The organism is Neisseria dentiae (genome assembly GCF_024580525.1).
Taxonomy (GTDB): Bacteria; Pseudomonadota; Gammaproteobacteria; order Burkholderiales; family Neisseriaceae; genus Neisseria; species Neisseria dentiae_A.
Window position 1 is genome coordinate 57,487 of sequence record NZ_JANIKQ010000005.1, and the last position, 14,049, is coordinate 71,535.

Sequence of the window (14,049 nt, forward strand, 5' to 3'; positions counted from 1 at the left end):
GCTTATTCAACATAATGGCTCATCCGCAATCCGAGGCCGTCTGAAAGAAATACATGCTGCAACTCAAACACATCAACAAACGCTACGGCGGCAAAACCGTGGCCGACGATATCAGCCTCGAAGTAAACGACGGCATGTTGCTGGCGGTTCTCGGCCGTTCCGGCTGCGGCAAATCCACCCTGCTGAAAATCGCCGCAGGTTTGGTGGAACCCGACAGCGGCGAAGTGTGGATAAACGGTGAAAACCGCACCCGCACCCCACCCGAGCGCCGCCATATTTCGCTCGTATTCCAAGACTATGCCCTGCTGCCGCATTTAAATGTGCTGCAAAACGTTGCTTTCGGGTTGAAAATGCGTGGAGTTGGCAAAGCCGAAACACAGCGGCGCGCCGAAGCCATGCTGGTCGAAGTCGGTTTGGCCGACGAAGCGGAACGCCGCCCCGAAAGCCTGTCCGGCGGCGAACAGCAACGCGTGGCACTCGCCCGTGCGCTGGTTACCGAACCGCAGCTGATGCTGCTCGACGAGCCTTTCTCCAGCCTCGACACCGGCCTGCGCAGCCAACTCAGACAGCTGACGGCCGAAAACATCCGCCGCCGCAACATCCCCGCCGTAATGGTTACGCACGACCCCGAAGAAGCATTTGCATTGGCCGACCGCATCGCGCTGATGCACAACGGCCGCATTATCCAGTTGGCCGAACCCGACATGCTGATCGCCGCCCCTGCCGATGCCCGCGCGGCACGTTTGATCGGCGCAGAAAATGTCAGCAACGAGCGTTATATTCCGCAACAGGCGCTCTGTTTCAACCATCCCCACGGCGCGGCCAGCAAAATCGTGTCGCACACCCGCCTGCCCGACCGCAGCCTGATTACACTCCGCCACCCGCAACATGGCGACATCCGGCTGTATCTCGATCCGGCACAATCCGGCAACTTAAACCTGCAACCGGGCAGCGAATGGCCGTTGGGTGTAGATGAAAGCCAGGTGGTCAGATTCGGCTGAAGCCGTAAAACTACCGATTTGCCCATACGGTTAAAACCTTTTTCCACTTTTATTGCAAATACACTACAGGCCGTCATGCTCGGACTTATTCTGAATATCTTTTTGTTTTAAAAGTGATAGATACTCGGAACAAGCCCGAGTATGACGCGCAAGTGTTTAATGATTGGAATCTACAAAACTTATTCAGGCCGTCTGAAAACACATCCCCAGCGATTAAAACTCAAACCCCATCTGATCGGGCAATTCCGCCGATGCCTGCTGTTTTTCCCATGCCAGCTTTTGCAGTTTCTGACGGCGCATGGCAATCAAGCGCATCACTTGATGCTTCTGCGTATCGCTCATTTTCAGCCAATACAGGCGCTCGTCGCGGCTGCGCAGGCAGCCTTTGCAGAAGCCTTTGCTGTTGGCTTCACACACGCCGACACAGGGGCTGGGAATGGCGAAGAATTCGAGTTGTTCCATAATCATGCCGAAAACAGGGGGCAGGTATGCCGATTACCTTTGCAAGACTGCCATTCTGCTTGAAAACACGGGCGCTTTCAACGGCAAGCCGTCTTCATACCATTGTGCCGAAAATAACGGTACAATTCGGCCAACCGCAAAATCTCACAGGTTTCACACATGGGCACACAGATTATCGCCGTAGCCAACCAAAAAGGCGGCGTCGGCAAAACCACCACCGTGGTCAACCTTGCCGCTTCGCTGGCGGCGCAAAAAAAACGGGTTTTGGTTATCGACCTCGACCCGCAGGGCAACGCCACCACCGGCAGCGGCATCGATAAGAGCAATATCCACAGCGGTATTTACCAAGTGCTGCTGGGCGAGGCCGAAATCAAAGATGCGCTGATCCGCAGCGAGTCGGGCGCATACGACGTATTGGCCGCCAACCGTGCGCTGGCGGGTGCCGAGGTGGAGCTGGTGCAGGAAATCGCCCGTGAAATGCGCCTGAAAAATGCGCTGGCCAAAGTGGCCGGCAATTATGATTTCGTGTTAATCGACTGCCCGCCCACGCTCACGCTGCTCACGCTCAACGGCCTGGTGGCGGCCAACGGTGTGATTGTGCCGATGGTATGCGAATATTACGCGCTCGAAGGTATTTCCGACTTGGTGGCCACCGTGCGCAAAATCCGCCAGGCCATCAACCCGCAGTTGGATATTATCGGCATCGTGCGCACGCTGTATGACAGCCGCAGCCGCCTTTCCCAAGAGGTTTCCGAGCAGTTGCAGGCGCATTTCGGCAAACAGCTTTTCACCACCACCATCCCCCGCAACGTGCGCCTGGCCGAAGCACCCAGCCACGGCATGCCCGCTTTAGCCTATGATGCCAAAGCCAAAGGCACTCTGGCTTATTTGGACTTGGCCAAAGAGCTGTTGAAGAAACTGAAATAAAAAACACTCAATTGACGGCAAAACAACATCCCGGCAGTTTGTTAAAACTGCTGCCATACTCGGGCCTGCCCGAGTATTTTTCTTTCCTAAAAGGCGCGGTATTCGGAGCTGACACAAATATGGCGGGAACGGTATCAAAACAAATCGGCCAAAGGTCTGGCTGCATATTTTCAGGCGGCCTGAGACCTTTGCAAAATTCAAATTGCTATCTAAAAAATCTGAACTCCGTCATTAGCTTCGGCACAAGGCCGTCTGAAATATGTAGACAGGTTTCAGCCATCCGCTGCCCGCCGCCCTTAATCCGCCAACAATTTACCCACCGCCGCTCCGATATCCGCCGCCTGCGTAATGGCCGAAATCACCGCCACGCCGTCCGCCCCTGCGGCGCGCACGGCGGCGGCATTGTGTTCCGTGATGCCGCCGATGGCAACCAGTGGGTGCAGAAAGCCGCTGCTACGGATACGGCGGATAAAATCCGTTCCCACCACAGGCTCGGCATCGGCTTTCGAACGCGTGGAAAAAATCGGGCCGACGGCGGCGTAATCCATAGCCTCATTCTGCCGGCTGGCCGCCAGCTCGGCCAATGTGTTGTGTGACAAGCCCAACATCAATCTGCCTTTGCATAACGCAGCCGCCTGCTCGGGCGGGGTGTCTTGCTGTCCGATATGCACACCGTCCGCGCCCAATTCAAGCGCCAGCCGGATATCGTCGTTGATAAAAAACGGCACGCGGTAATGGCGGCACAAATCGCGGCAGTCGGCGGCAGTTTGGCGGATTTGCACCGCATCCTGCAAAGCGCCCTGCCCCTTTTCCCGAAACTGAAAACAGGTGATGCCGCTTTGCAGGGCTTGTTCGAGTATGTACAGCAGGTTTTGCGCAGGCCTGCCTGAAAGGTGGCGGCAGTCTTGCGTACCGGCAATAAAATAGAGTTTGAGCATGGCGCGGTGGTCGAACATATCAAATCCTTTACCAATAAAGCGGATAATGTTTTCAGATGGCCTGAACAAGTCCGACGGAAGCGGCAAACAGTTTCTTGCAATACGCGGCTTTCAGGCAATGTAGAGCCATGCGGGTAAAACGCCGGCATCAGAGACGGCAGCGGGCAGGGCCGCCGATGCCATGATAGTGAATCGACTCGGGCCGCCCCGCCGGCAATGCTTGTCGGCCGGAAATTCAAGCCGTCTGAAAAGCCCAATGGTTAACCGGCCCGTGCCCGTGCCCGATATTCAGCGGTTGGCTGATGGCAGTGGTGATAAATTGCTTCGCCAACTTGACGGCGGTTTCGATGTCCGCCCCTTTGGCCAGTTCCGCCGTGATGCAGGCTGCGAAAGTGCAGCCGGTGCCGTGGGTATGCGGCGTCGGCATACGCGGGCTTTCCAAGGCAAAATGTGCGTCGGGGGTAAACACCCAATCGCGGCAGACGCTGCTCTGCGATTGGCCGCTATGGCCGCCTTTAATCACCACGTTTTGTGCGCCTGCTTCCTGCAATAAGCGTGCTGCGCGTTCTGCATCGGCATCGCTGCCTATGCTGATGCCGGTTAATGCTTCCGCCTCCGGCAGATTGGGCGTTACCACGTCGGCCAGCGGCAGCAGGCTGTGTTTTAAGGCGGCAACCGCATCAGGCTGCAACAGCGGCGCGCCGCCTTTGGCTATCATCACGGGGTCGAGCACCAATCGGCCGAAGGGTTTGTTGCGCAGCATTTCTGCCACACACTCGGTAATTTCAGCCGTGCCGAGCATACCGATTTTGCATGCCGAAATCGAAAAATCTTCGGCCACCGCACGGATTTGTGCGCGTATCGAATCCAACAGCAGCGTGTGGATATGACTCACGCCCAAGGTGTTCTGCGCGGTAACGGCGGTAATCACGCTGGCACCGAACACGCCGCGCATCTGAAAGGTTTTCAAATCGGCCTGAATGCCCGCACCGCCGCCGGAATCCGAGCCGGCAATGGTTAAGGCTTGTGCAATTTGGTTCATGATGTTCTCCTGTTTTTATGGCTGTTCCCGTTGATTAAGATTGTGCAAATATAATGGAGGCCGTCTGAACAATCTTTTCAGACGGCCTCTATATCCGCCCACCGCACTTTGGCAGCGGCGGCAACCTGCTCTTCCGTTACGGCGGCCAAGCTGTCGATAAAGCGGATCATAAACGTGCCATGCTGCGTGTTCCGCAACCCTGCGGCCGCCTGTTCTGCCGCTACACCGTACACCGTACAGGCTTCAATTGCCGCTGCCAGATAGTCGCTTGCGGGTGCCACGGCCAAAAATGCACCACATACCGCGCTGAGCAGGCAACCGGATGTGGTGATGCCGGGCAGCAAAGGCGTACCGTTATTTAATACCGCCAGCTTCAGGCCGTCTGAAACATAGTCGGTTTCGCCGCTCACTACGGCAACCGTCTCATAACGGCGCGCAACAGCCGCCGCAATCGCCCCCACATCGGCCGCTCCGCTGCCTGCGTCCACGCCTTTGGCCGACCAAGCCACACCTGCAAGCTGCGCCATTTCTCCCGCATTACCGCGGATCGCTGCAAAACGGATCTCCTGCAACAAGGTTTGAACAGTATCCCGCCGAAATGCCGTGGCGCCAACGCCCACCGGATCCAACACCACCGGCACACTCGCCCCGTTGGCCGAACGGCCGGCAACCAACATCGCCTGTATCTTATCGGTATCCAAAGTGCCGATATTCAATACCAAGGCAGAACTTAATGCGGCCAATTCTTCCATCTCCTCCACACTGTCGGCCATAATCGGCGAGGCGCCCACCGCCAGCAAACCATTTGCAGAAAAATGAGCGGCAACGATATTGGTAATATTGTGAATCAACGGATTTTTACTGCGTACTTCGGCCAGATAATGAAATTGCATGGTATAAGCTCCTCCTTTGGCACTAACAATAAAACGCATAGGCAAACAAAAAAACCGCAACCGGATACCGTTTCAAACGGCATCAGTTGCGGTTTTCAAATCAATTTCCAAACAGATGGCTGTCATTTTAGTTTCCTACGCCAGTATTAACTGTATCAGGTTCACGGGTATCATCTCAGCCGTCCATCACGACAGCACCCCGACTAAGTGAATGAATATTATGTAATTTTCAAAAATAATGCAAGCCATAAATGTCCATCTGCGCAAGAAGCGTAATGCCGCCCGGAGCTTTAATAGCAGGAAGCCATATGGCCGTCTGAATATCCCCGGCCAATGCGTTTACTTTCGCATTACAACAAATTATCACCTGCCCCTCTGTTTCTCCATTAAACCGAAAAATATGCCGATCCGTTTCTGTTTATAGTCAATCAACCTAAGAAAAAGTGCATACGTAGAGACCTTTGCAAAATTCGCTGGCCGAAGCCTTTGCAAAACTATCTTGAGGCCGTCTGAAATGCTTCAATCCCATCATTCCCGTATAGACGGGAATCCAGATGAAAATATTGAAGTTCTGATTAAACAAATACTTGGATAATAAATGCCCGGGTTTCCGCCTATACGGGAATAACGAAAAAGAAACTTTTAGTTATGCTTATTGAATTTCACAAAGACCTCACATCATACTCGGGCTTGACCCGAGTATCTTGAATTTCAGCTACATGGGATACACACGCCAAGCCCGAGTATGACGCATGTAATTTTTTAAACAATAGAGGTAGGCAAATATTTCAAGCGGCCCGAGCGTACTTGCAAGGACACCAAAAAGTAAAAACCGTATCCGGTTTAACCGGATACGGTTTCAATTCGAATCAAACTGCCGGATTATTCTGCAGCTTCAGCAGCTTTATCCACCAACTCAACCAATGCCAACGGAGCATTATCACCTTTGCGGAAACCATATTTCAAAATACGGATATAACCGCCGTTGCGGGCAGCAAAACGCGGGCCCAATTCATCGAACAGTTTTACCACTACATCGCGGTCACGAGTGCGATTGAATGCCAAGCGGCGGTTTGCCAACGAAGGTTTTTTACCCAAAGTAATCAAGGGCTCCACCACACGGCGCAACTCTTTAGCCTTCGGCAAAGTGGTCACGATGGTTTCATGGCTCAATAAAGAATTGGCCATATTGCGCAGCATCGCAGCACGATGGCTGCTGGTACGGTTTAATTTACGATTGCCATTACGATGACGCATCTTACTTATCCTTTAATCTTCAAACTTACGGCTTTTCCAAGCCCACCGGCGGCCAAGCTTCCAGCTTAGAACCCAACGTCAAACCTTTAGAAGCCAAAACTTCTTTGATTTCATTCAAAGATTTCCTACCCAAATTAGGTGTCTTCAAAAGTTCGGTTTCGGTACGCTGAATCAAATCGCCAATATAATAAATATCTTCAGCTTTCAAGCAGTTAGCCGAACGTACTGTCAATTCCAAATCATCTACCGGGCGCAACAGAATCGGGTCGATAGGAGGCGCTTTTTCTTCAACCTCTTCAACCGGCGTGCCTTGCAAATCGGCAAAAATAGACATTTGGTCAATCAAAATACGCGCTGCACTACGAACTGCCTCTTCCGGATCGATAGAACCGTCGGTTTCGATATCCAATACCAAACGATCCAAATCCGTACGCTGCTCTACACGTGCAGGTTCAACTTCAAAACTAACACGGCTGATGGGCGAAAAGCTCGCATCCAACTGAATTGCACCGATTTGTCGGTTTTCATCGCGAATAACCCGACGGCCGGAAACAGACTGGTAACCCCGTCCCTGCTCCACTTTAATTTCCATCTCAATCTGACCGTTGTCGGAAAGATGGCAAATAACGTGCTCAGGATTGATGATTTCCACATCGTGAGGCAGGCTGATATCGCCTGCCACCACGGCACCCGCTCCGGACTTCTTCAAGGTTAACTGAACTTGGCTACGGCCATGCAGTTTGAAAACTACTCCTTTCAGGTTCAATAAAATATCAACAACATCTTCTTGAACACCGTCAACGGTAGAATATTCGTGCAAAACACCGGTAATAGCCACTTCAGTAGGTGCAAAACCGTTCATGGATGACAGTAAGATACGACGCAAAGCATTACCAAGGGTATGACCGAAACCACGTTCAAACGGCTGCATAGATACTTTCGCACGGGTGGCAGACAAGTTATCCACATCAATTTGACGGGGTTTCAAAAATTCGGAAGTGCTGTTTTGCATTTAACTGTCCCTCACTGAGCTAGTAATTATTTAGAGTAGAACTCTACCACCAGCTGTTCATTAATATCGCCAGTCAATTCTGAGCGATCAGGCATATTTTTGAATACGCCTTCCATTTTGTTTGCGTCGACAGAAACCCAGCTAGGCAAACCGATTTGTGTTGCCAAACCCAAAGCTTCTTGAATGCGGACTTGCTTTTTAGCTTTTTCACGAACGCTAACAACATCGCCGGCCTTAACTTGGTAAGAAGGAATGTTTACTACCTGACCGTTTACAGTAATGGCTTTGTGCGACACCAACTGACGTGCTTCCGCACGGGTAGAACCAAAGCCCATTCTGTACACAACGTTATCCAAGCGCGACTCCAACAACTGGAGCAACAATTCGCCGGTAGAGCCTTTACGACGTGCCGCTTCTGCGAAATAACGGCGGAACTGGCGTTCTAAGACACCATAAATACGGCGGATTTTTTGTTTTTCACGCAACTGCAAACCATAATCGGAAAGACGGGGCTTTTTAGCACCATGCTGACCGGGCGCAGAATCCATTTTGCACTTAGATTCCAAAGAGCGGCGGGCGCTCTTTAAAAATAAATCTGTACCTTCGCGGCGGGCCAATTTACATTTAGGGCCAATATAACGTGCCATATCTCAAATCACTCCAATATTAAATACGACGTTTCTTAGGCGGACGGCAACCGTTATGGGGCAACGGGGTAACGTCGGTAATGCTGGTAATCTTGAAACCAAGAGCGTTGAGCGCACGAACAGAAGATTCACGGCCGGGACCCGGGCCTTTAATGCGAACTTCCAAATTTTTAACGCCATACTCTTGGGCAACTTTACCAGCGGCTTCTGCTGCTACCTGAGCAGCAAAAGGTGTACTTTTACGCGAACCTTTAAAACCAGCGCCGCCTGAGGTAGCCCAAGACAATGCATTGCCTTGACGGTCGGTGATAGTAATGATGGTATTGTTGAAAGAAGCATGAACATGCACAATACCTTCACTCACGGTTTTACGTACTTTTTTGCGTACACGTGAAGCTGTGTTTGCTTTAGCCATTAATCAAATCCTTAAAAATTATTTTTTACCGGCAATCGCTTTGCGCGGACCTTTGCGGGTACGGGCATTGGTGCGCGTGCGTTGTCCACGACAAGGCAAACCGCGGCGATGTCTGAAGCCGCGGTAGCAGCCCATATCCATCAAACGCTTGATGCTCATCGTTACCTCACGACGCAAATCGCCTTCTACTTCATATTTAGAAACCTGCTCACGCAAGGCTTCCAATTGAGACTCGTCTAAATCTTTTACTTTGGTGCTCGGCTCGATTTTCGCAGCCTCACAAATCAATTTAGCACGAGTAGAACCAATACCGTAAATAGCCTGCAGGCCAATTACGATATGGGCATTATTAGGGATATTCACCCCTGCAATACGAGCCATATTTTTTCCTTTAAGGGCAAAAGTTTGTCACTATACCACAAAATCAGGCTTGGCAAAATACCAACTTAGCCTTGACGTTGCTTGTGACGGGGGTCAGTACAAATCACACGAACTACTCGATTACGGCGAATAATCTTACAGTTACGGCAAATTTTCTTTACAGAAGGTTGTACACGCATTTTATTTCCTTTCTTAAATTATCTGGCTCGAAACACAATACGTGCCCGAGTCAAATCATAGGGGGTCAGCTCAACGGTAACCTTATCACCCGGGGAGATACGTATATAGTGCATACGCATTTTGCCGGAAATATGCCCTAAAACAACATGGTCATTTTCGAGCTTTACTTTAAAAGTTGCATTCGGCAAGGTTTCGAGAATCTCACCCTGCATTTGTATGGTATCTTCTTTAGCCATAATTTACTTACGAGATAATGATTTCATATCAGGTTGCTTAATCAAATGCTCATATTGTTGAGTAACTCTATATGAAGCAATTTGCGTCTGGAAATCCATGGTTACTACTACCAAGATTAACAATGAGGTGCCGCCCAAATAGAAAGGAATATTCAAAGCCGTAGTCAAAAATTCCGGAATCAAACAAATAATAGTTATGTATAAAGCACCAAACAGAGTCAAGCGCAAAACAACTTTTTCCAAATATCTGGAGGTTTGCTCCCCCGGTCTAATACCTGGAATAAATGCCCCGCTTTTCTTCAAATTCTCCGCCATCTCTTTCGGGCTGAATACCAACGCCGTATAGAAATAACAAAAGAAAATAATGGTTGCTGCAAACAATAAAATATATACAGGTTGTCCATGTTGTAACAAACCTGCTACTTTATGCAGCCAACTGTCTGTGTTTGTAGAGCCGAACCAACTTAAAAGCGTTGAAGGAAACAGAATGATACTGGAAGCAAAAATAGGCGGAATTACACCGGCCATATTCAGCTTAAAGGGCATATGTGTATTTTGACCTTGCACAATCCTGCTACCGAGCTGACGTTTGGCATAATGGACCGGTACTTTACGCTGGGCACTTTCAAAAAATACTACAATATAAATCAACAACAAGGCACCCACTACAATAGCCACGGCCGTTAACATACTCATTGATCCCTGACTTGTAAGGGTAACAAGTTGTGCGGCTCCGGCCGGAATACCTGCCGCAATGCCTGCTGTGATGATCAATGAAATACCGTTACCTATCCCCCGCTCGGTCATTTGCTCACCCAACCACATCAAAAACATAGTGCCGGTTACCAAGCAAACAACAGTAGAGATAAAAAACTCCAGCTGTGAAACGACGACTACATTTTGCTGATATACAAATGTAGCCACACCGAAGCTCTGCATGACTGCCAGAACCACAGTACCATAACGGGTATATTTGGTGATGATTTTACGCCCAGCCTCCCCCTCTTTTTTTAGGGCCTTCAGAGAAGGGAGTATTTCCGATGCCAATTGAACAATAATTGACGCCGAAATATACGGCATAATACCAATTGCAAAAATACTAAAGCGCTCGAGCGAACCTCCTGAGAACATATTCAACATACCCAGAATGCCGCTGCTTGCGCTTTCGTATAACTTAGCCAAAGCAGCTGCATCAACTCCTGGCACAGGAATATGTGCACCAATACGGAATACAATCAATGCGCCTAACAAGAACAACAGGCGTTTTTTCAAGTCACCGAATTTGGATAAATCTGATGAGGAAAGTTGATTAGCCACTTAATAATCCAAGTCTTATTCTTCTACTTTACCGCCGGCAGCTTCAATAGCAGCTTTTGCACCTTTAGTGGCTTTAATGCCTTTCAAAGTAATTGCCTTGCTGATAGAACCAGACGCAATAACTTTTACATTCAAAACATTAGCACCCACTAAACCAGCTTGCTTCAAAACCAACACATCAATTTCGCTCACAGCCACCAACTCCAACTCACTCAGTCGAACTTCAGCATTCGCAGCAGCAGTTAAAGATTTAAAACCACGCTTAGGCAAACGGCGCTGCAAGGGCATTTGACCACCCTCAAAGCCTACTTTATGAAAACCACCTGCGCGGCTTTTTTGACCTTTGTGGCCGCGACCACCGGTTTTGCCTAAACCACTACCAATACCGCGACCAACACGTCTTTTAGCATGAGTCGAACCTTCGGCAGGTTGAATAGTATTTAAAAACATATCAAGACTCCACTTTCAACAGGTAGCTGATTTTGTTAATCATGCCACGATTCTCAGGAGTATCCAAAACCTCTACTGTATGCTCGCGGCGACGCAGACCCAAGCCACGTGCACACGCACGATGAGCTTCGATGGTACCAATCAAACTTTTAATCAAAGTTACTTTGATTTTCTTTTGCTCAGTCATGGTTAGCTCCTAAAATATCTTCAACAGTCAACCCGCGCTTTGCAGCGATATCTGCAGGAGTATACAACTTGGACAGACCATCCAAGGTGGCTCGCACGATGTTATACGGATTAGTAGAGCCATGCACTTTTGCAGAAATATTATGGATACCCATAACATCAAAAACCAAGCGCATCGGACCGCCTGCCTTTACACCACTACCTTCTTTAGCAGGCTGCATAAATACACGGGTTGCACCATGCTTACCAATCACCTCATGATGAATGGTACCGTTTTTCAAAGGTACTTTAATCATTGAGCGGCGAGCTTGATCCATCGCTTTCTGTACAGCAACCGGAACCTCTTTGGATTTACCCTTACCCATACCGATGCGACCATCACCATCACCGACAACTGTCAGAGCGGAAAAAGCCATAATACGGCCACCCTTAACCACTTTTGTTACACGGTTAACGGCCACCATTTTTTCGATTAAGCCGTCGCCGCGCTCTTCAATCTCATGTTTTGCCATCTGAAATCTCCAAATCTTTAGAAGCTTAAACCGTTTTCACGTGCGGCTTCTGCCAAAGCTTTCACACGACCATGATATTGAAAACCAGAACGATCGAAAGCAACTTTTTCAACACCTGCAGCTTTTGCTTTTTCAGCAATACGCTTACCGACAACTGCAGCCGCTTCAACATTACTACCTGATTTCAAGCTATCGCGCACTTCAGCTTCCAAAGTAGAGGCTTGAGCCAAAACTTTATCGCCCTCTGCACTGATAACTTGAGCATAAATATGGCTGTTTGAACGGAATACGCACAATCTAACCATTTTCAAATCCGCAATACGAGCACGGGTTTTGCGTGCGCGACGGAGTCGGGTTACATGTTTATTCATTAGAAAAACCTCAATTATTTCTTCTTGGCTTCTTTCATCACTACCACTTCGCCGACATAACGTACACCTTTACCTTTATAAGGCTCGGGTGAGCGGTAAGTGCGGATTTCGGCAGCAACCTGACCAACAACCTGTTTATCGGCACCTGTCAAAATAATTTCTGTTTGACTCGGGGTTTGCACTGAAACACCTTCCGGCATTTCATGAACGATGGGATGGGAAAAGCCCAAAGAAAGATTCAATACCTTGCCTTGAGCCTGAGCACGATAGCCCACACCAATCAGTTGCAATTTTTTCTCAAAGCCTTCAGAAACACCTTTAACCATATTATTGACTAAAGCGCGTGCAGTACCAGACATTGCATTAGCCTGTTTGCTGTTGTCTTTAGCAGTAAAGGTCAACTGACCGTCATTCAATTCAATAGCCACATTATCAGTCAGAGGCAGAGACAACTCACCATTCTTTCCCTTGATAATAATAGCATCAGTTCCAAATTTCACTTCAACGCCAGCGGGAACGGTCACTGGATTTTTAGCTACGCGTGACATATTTATCCTCCACTAGGCAACAATGCATAACAACTCACCGCCAACACCTTCAGAACGAGCCTTACGGTCGGTCATTACACCTTTAGAAGTGCTAACGATTGCCACACCCAAACCATTCATCACACTCGGAATCTCGTTTGAGGCTTTGTAAATACGCAGACCAGGACGAGACACACGCTTAATTTGTTCAATAACGGGACGTCCGGCATAATATTTCAATTGGATTTCCAAAACAGGTTTTGCATCGGCAGAAACCGCGAAGTCTTCAATATAACCTTCTTCTTTCAAAACTTTAGCGATAGCGCATTTCAATTTGGAAGAAGGCATAGCAACGGCAATCTTGTTTGCACGTTGCGCATTTCGGATACGAGTCAACATATCGGAAATAGGATCATGCATACTCATAATTACTACTCCTATTACCAGCTAGCTTTAACAACACCCGGAATCTCGCCACGCATAGCAATTTCACGGATTTTAATACGACCCAAACCGAACTTACGGAAAGTGCCACGCGGACGGCCAGTCAAGGCACAACGACGACGCTGACGAACAGGGGCAGCATTGCGGGGAATCGCCTGAAGTCTCAGGCGAGCCTCGAAACGCTCTTCATCCGAAGCATTTGAATCATTAATAACAGCAAAAATAGCCTCTCGCTTAGCGGCATATTTTTTCGCCAGAGCAACGCGTTTCAATTCGCGGTTGATAAGTGCTTTTTTAGCCATGAATTATCCTTTGAACGGAAATTTAAACAGCGACAACAGAGCTTTTGCCTCTTCATCTGTTTTAGCAGTTGTAGTAATGGTAATATTTAAACCACGCAAAGCATCAATTTTATCGTATTCGATTTCCGGGAAAATAATTTGCTCGCGGACACCCATATTATAGTTACCGCTACCATCAAAAGATTTACCGTTCACACCACGGAAGTCGCGCACTCGCGGCAAAGCGATAGTCACCAAACGATCCAAAAATTCAAACATTTGATCGCGGCGCAAAGTCACCTTGCAACCCACGGGATAGTTGTCACGAATTTTGAAGCCGGCAATAGATTTGCGGGCAACGGTTACTACGGGCTTTTGGCCGGCAATTTTCTCTAAATCGGCAACAGCATGCTCCATTACTTTCTTATCCGCAACAGCTTCGCCAACACCCATATTCAAGGTAATCTTTTCAATACGGGGCACTTCCATGATTGACTTATAGCCAAACTGCTTCATCAGCTCAGGAACTACAGTGCTGTTATAAAACTCTCTCAAACGAGCCATGTTATC

General features: G+C 48.9%; 22 protein-coding genes and 1 riboswitch. Of the genes, 2 read left to right on the plus strand and 20 right to left on the minus strand.

Annotated features, from left to right (window positions below; genetic code table 11):
* Positions 1–53 precede the first annotated feature (53 nt).
* On the plus strand, positions 54–1,001 hold the full coding sequence (locus NQ012_RS04585; RefSeq protein ID WP_257066452.1) for an ABC transporter ATP-binding protein: 948 nt from the start codon (positions 54–56) through the stop codon (positions 999–1,001).
* A gap of 213 nt (positions 1,002–1,214) precedes the next feature.
* Here the strand turns inward: NQ012_RS04585 and NQ012_RS04590 are convergent, their stop codons facing one another.
* Positions 1,215–1,463 carry a DUF1289 domain-containing protein gene (locus NQ012_RS04590; RefSeq protein WP_257066453.1) on the minus strand — a complete coding sequence of 83 codons (249 nt, stop codon included), beginning with the start codon at positions 1,461–1,463 and terminating at the stop codon, positions 1,215–1,217.
* 159 nt (positions 1,464–1,622) lie between these two features.
* Here NQ012_RS04590 and NQ012_RS04595 point away from each other — a divergent pair, with 159 nt between their 5' ends.
* Entirely contained in the window at positions 1,623–2,390 is a 768-nt protein-coding gene (locus NQ012_RS04595; protein WP_257066454.1) for a ParA family protein, read from the plus strand.
* Positions 2,391–2,686: 296 nt separating this feature from the next.
* Here NQ012_RS04595 and thiE read toward each other — a convergent pair whose 3' ends face one another.
* The 19 genes from thiE to rplE all read right to left on the minus strand — a co-directional run bounded on the left by thiE (position 2,687) and on the right by rplE (position 14,043).
* Positions 2,687–3,346 carry a thiamine phosphate synthase gene (thiE, locus tag NQ012_RS04600; RefSeq protein WP_257066456.1) on the minus strand — a complete coding sequence of 220 codons (660 nt, stop codon included), beginning with the start codon at positions 3,344–3,346 and terminating at the stop codon, positions 2,687–2,689.
* A gap of 217 nt (positions 3,347–3,563) precedes the next feature.
* On the minus strand, positions 3,564–4,370 hold the full coding sequence (gene thiD, locus NQ012_RS04605) for a bifunctional hydroxymethylpyrimidine kinase/phosphomethylpyrimidine kinase (protein WP_257066458.1): 807 nt from the start codon (positions 4,368–4,370) through the stop codon (positions 3,564–3,566).
* A gap of 77 nt (positions 4,371–4,447) precedes the next feature.
* A complete protein-coding gene (thiM, locus tag NQ012_RS04610) occupies positions 4,448–5,263 on the minus strand; it encodes a hydroxyethylthiazole kinase (RefSeq protein WP_257066460.1) in 816 nt (271 codons plus the stop codon).
* A gap of 115 nt (positions 5,264–5,378) precedes the next feature.
* A riboswitch (TPP riboswitch) is annotated at positions 5,379–5,475 on the minus strand.
* A 670-nt stretch (positions 5,476–6,145) separates the two neighbouring features.
* Positions 6,146–6,520 carry a 50S ribosomal protein L17 gene (gene rplQ, locus NQ012_RS04615; RefSeq protein ID WP_085365372.1) on the minus strand — a complete coding sequence of 125 codons (375 nt, stop codon included), beginning with the start codon at positions 6,518–6,520 and terminating at the stop codon, positions 6,146–6,148.
* Positions 6,521–6,545: 25 nt separating this feature from the next.
* On the minus strand, positions 6,546–7,532 hold the full coding sequence (locus NQ012_RS04620) for a DNA-directed RNA polymerase subunit alpha (RefSeq protein ID WP_257066463.1): 987 nt from the start codon (positions 7,530–7,532) through the stop codon (positions 6,546–6,548).
* A 26-nt stretch (positions 7,533–7,558) separates the two neighbouring features.
* Positions 7,559–8,179: a 30S ribosomal protein S4 gene (gene rpsD / locus NQ012_RS04625; protein ID WP_085365370.1), complete on the minus strand. Its 621-nt coding sequence runs from the start codon at positions 8,177–8,179 to the stop codon at positions 7,559–7,561.
* Positions 8,180–8,198: 19 nt separating this feature from the next.
* Positions 8,199–8,594: a 30S ribosomal protein S11 gene (gene rpsK / locus NQ012_RS04630; protein WP_002216249.1), complete on the minus strand. Its 396-nt coding sequence runs from the start codon at positions 8,592–8,594 to the stop codon at positions 8,199–8,201.
* A gap of 18 nt (positions 8,595–8,612) precedes the next feature.
* On the minus strand, positions 8,613–8,975 hold the full coding sequence (gene rpsM, locus NQ012_RS04635) for a 30S ribosomal protein S13 (RefSeq protein WP_085365369.1): 363 nt from the start codon (positions 8,973–8,975) through the stop codon (positions 8,613–8,615).
* A gap of 65 nt (positions 8,976–9,040) precedes the next feature.
* Positions 9,041–9,154, minus strand: a complete 114-nt coding sequence (rpmJ, locus tag NQ012_RS04640) for a 50S ribosomal protein L36 (RefSeq protein ID WP_003697674.1) — start codon at positions 9,152–9,154, stop codon at positions 9,041–9,043.
* An 18-nt stretch (positions 9,155–9,172) separates the two neighbouring features.
* Positions 9,173–9,391 (minus strand): translation initiation factor IF-1, encoded by a 219-nt coding sequence (gene infA / locus NQ012_RS04645; RefSeq protein ID WP_003684714.1) that lies wholly within the window; start codon positions 9,389–9,391, stop codon positions 9,173–9,175.
* A 3-nt stretch (positions 9,392–9,394) separates the two neighbouring features.
* Entirely contained in the window at positions 9,395–10,708 is a 1,314-nt protein-coding gene (gene secY / locus NQ012_RS04650; RefSeq protein ID WP_257066464.1) for a preprotein translocase subunit SecY, read from the minus strand.
* A 15-nt stretch (positions 10,709–10,723) separates the two neighbouring features.
* The gene (rplO, locus tag NQ012_RS04655) at positions 10,724–11,158 is read right to left on the minus strand and encodes a 50S ribosomal protein L15 (protein WP_257066465.1); all 435 of its coding nucleotides are present in this window, start codon (positions 11,156–11,158) and stop codon (positions 10,724–10,726) included.
* Between the two features lies 1 nt (position 11,159).
* A complete protein-coding gene (gene rpmD, locus NQ012_RS04660; RefSeq protein WP_085365366.1) occupies positions 11,160–11,345 on the minus strand; it encodes a 50S ribosomal protein L30 in 186 nt (61 codons plus the stop codon).
* Positions 11,338–11,856 (minus strand): 30S ribosomal protein S5, encoded by a 519-nt coding sequence (gene rpsE / locus NQ012_RS04665; RefSeq protein WP_257066466.1) that lies wholly within the window; start codon positions 11,854–11,856, stop codon positions 11,338–11,340. Before rpsE ends, rpmD begins: the two co-directional genes overlap by 8 nt.
* Before the next feature lie 17 nt (positions 11,857–11,873).
* Positions 11,874–12,227: a 50S ribosomal protein L18 gene (gene rplR, locus NQ012_RS04670; RefSeq protein WP_085365364.1), complete on the minus strand. Its 354-nt coding sequence runs from the start codon at positions 12,225–12,227 to the stop codon at positions 11,874–11,876.
* 14 nt (positions 12,228–12,241) lie between these two features.
* Positions 12,242–12,775, minus strand: a complete 534-nt coding sequence (gene rplF / locus NQ012_RS04675) for a 50S ribosomal protein L6 (RefSeq protein WP_257066467.1) — start codon at positions 12,773–12,775, stop codon at positions 12,242–12,244.
* 12 nt (positions 12,776–12,787) lie between these two features.
* Positions 12,788–13,180 (minus strand): 30S ribosomal protein S8, encoded by a 393-nt coding sequence (gene rpsH, locus NQ012_RS04680; protein WP_257066468.1) that lies wholly within the window; start codon positions 13,178–13,180, stop codon positions 12,788–12,790.
* Between the two features lie 14 nt (positions 13,181–13,194).
* Positions 13,195–13,500 carry a 30S ribosomal protein S14 gene (rpsN, locus tag NQ012_RS04685; RefSeq protein ID WP_257066469.1) on the minus strand — a complete coding sequence of 102 codons (306 nt, stop codon included), beginning with the start codon at positions 13,498–13,500 and terminating at the stop codon, positions 13,195–13,197.
* Positions 13,501–13,503: 3 nt separating this feature from the next.
* The gene (gene rplE / locus NQ012_RS04690; protein ID WP_085365360.1) at positions 13,504–14,043 is read right to left on the minus strand and encodes a 50S ribosomal protein L5; all 540 of its coding nucleotides are present in this window, start codon (positions 14,041–14,043) and stop codon (positions 13,504–13,506) included.
* Positions 14,044–14,049 lie beyond the last annotated feature (6 nt).

Excerpts from the sequence above, each read along its gene's own strand:
- NQ012_RS04595 (WP_257066454.1), top strand. The coding sequence starts at position 1,623 with ATGGGCACACAGATTATCGCCGTAGCCAACCAAAAAGGCGGCGTCGGC.
- thiD (WP_257066458.1), bottom strand. The coding sequence starts at position 4,370 with ATGAACCAAATTGCACAAGCCTTAACCATTGCCGGCTCGGATTCCGGC.
- infA (WP_003684714.1), bottom strand. The coding sequence starts at position 9,391 with ATGGCTAAAGAAGATACCATACAAATGCAGGGTGAGATTCTCGAAACC.
- rplO (WP_257066465.1), bottom strand. The coding sequence starts at position 11,158 with ATGTTTTTAAATACTATTCAACCTGCCGAAGGTTCGACTCATGCTAAA.
- rpsM (WP_085365369.1), bottom strand. The coding sequence starts at position 8,975 with ATGGCTCGTATTGCAGGGGTGAATATCCCTAATAATGCCCATATCGTA.
- NQ012_RS04585 (WP_257066452.1), top strand. The coding sequence starts at position 54 with ATGCTGCAACTCAAACACATCAACAAACGCTACGGCGGCAAAACCGTG.
- rpsD (WP_085365370.1), bottom strand. The coding sequence starts at position 8,179 with ATGGCACGTTATATTGGCCCTAAATGTAAATTGGCCCGCCGCGAAGGT.
- rplQ (WP_085365372.1), bottom strand. The coding sequence starts at position 6,520 with ATGCGTCATCGTAATGGCAATCGTAAATTAAACCGTACCAGCAGCCAT.
- NQ012_RS04620 (WP_257066463.1), bottom strand. The coding sequence starts at position 7,532 with ATGCAAAACAGCACTTCCGAATTTTTGAAACCCCGTCAAATTGATGTG.
- rplE (WP_085365360.1), bottom strand. The coding sequence starts at position 14,043 with ATGGCTCGTTTGAGAGAGTTTTATAACAGCACTGTAGTTCCTGAGCTG.
- rpsK (WP_002216249.1), bottom strand. The coding sequence starts at position 8,594 with ATGGCTAAAGCAAACACAGCTTCACGTGTACGCAAAAAAGTACGTAAA.
- rpsN (WP_257066469.1), bottom strand. The coding sequence starts at position 13,500 with ATGGCTAAAAAAGCACTTATCAACCGCGAATTGAAACGCGTTGCTCTG.
- rpsH (WP_257066468.1), bottom strand. The coding sequence starts at position 13,180 with ATGAGTATGCATGATCCTATTTCCGATATGTTGACTCGTATCCGAAAT.
- NQ012_RS04590 (WP_257066453.1), bottom strand. The coding sequence starts at position 1,463 with ATGGAACAACTCGAATTCTTCGCCATTCCCAGCCCCTGTGTCGGCGTG.
- rplF (WP_257066467.1), bottom strand. The coding sequence starts at position 12,775 with ATGTCACGCGTAGCTAAAAATCCAGTGACCGTTCCCGCTGGCGTTGAA.
- rplR (WP_085365364.1), bottom strand. The coding sequence starts at position 12,227 with ATGAATAAACATGTAACCCGACTCCGTCGCGCACGCAAAACCCGTGCT.
- thiE (WP_257066456.1), bottom strand. The coding sequence starts at position 3,346 with ATGTTCGACCACCGCGCCATGCTCAAACTCTATTTTATTGCCGGTACG.
- rpsE (WP_257066466.1), bottom strand. The coding sequence starts at position 11,856 with ATGGCAAAACATGAGATTGAAGAGCGCGGCGACGGCTTAATCGAAAAA.
- rpmD (WP_085365366.1), bottom strand. The coding sequence starts at position 11,345 with ATGACTGAGCAAAAGAAAATCAAAGTAACTTTGATTAAAAGTTTGATT.
- thiM (WP_257066460.1), bottom strand. The coding sequence starts at position 5,263 with ATGCAATTTCATTATCTGGCCGAAGTACGCAGTAAAAATCCGTTGATT.
- rpmJ (WP_003697674.1), bottom strand. The coding sequence starts at position 9,154 with ATGCGTGTACAACCTTCTGTAAAGAAAATTTGCCGTAACTGTAAGATT.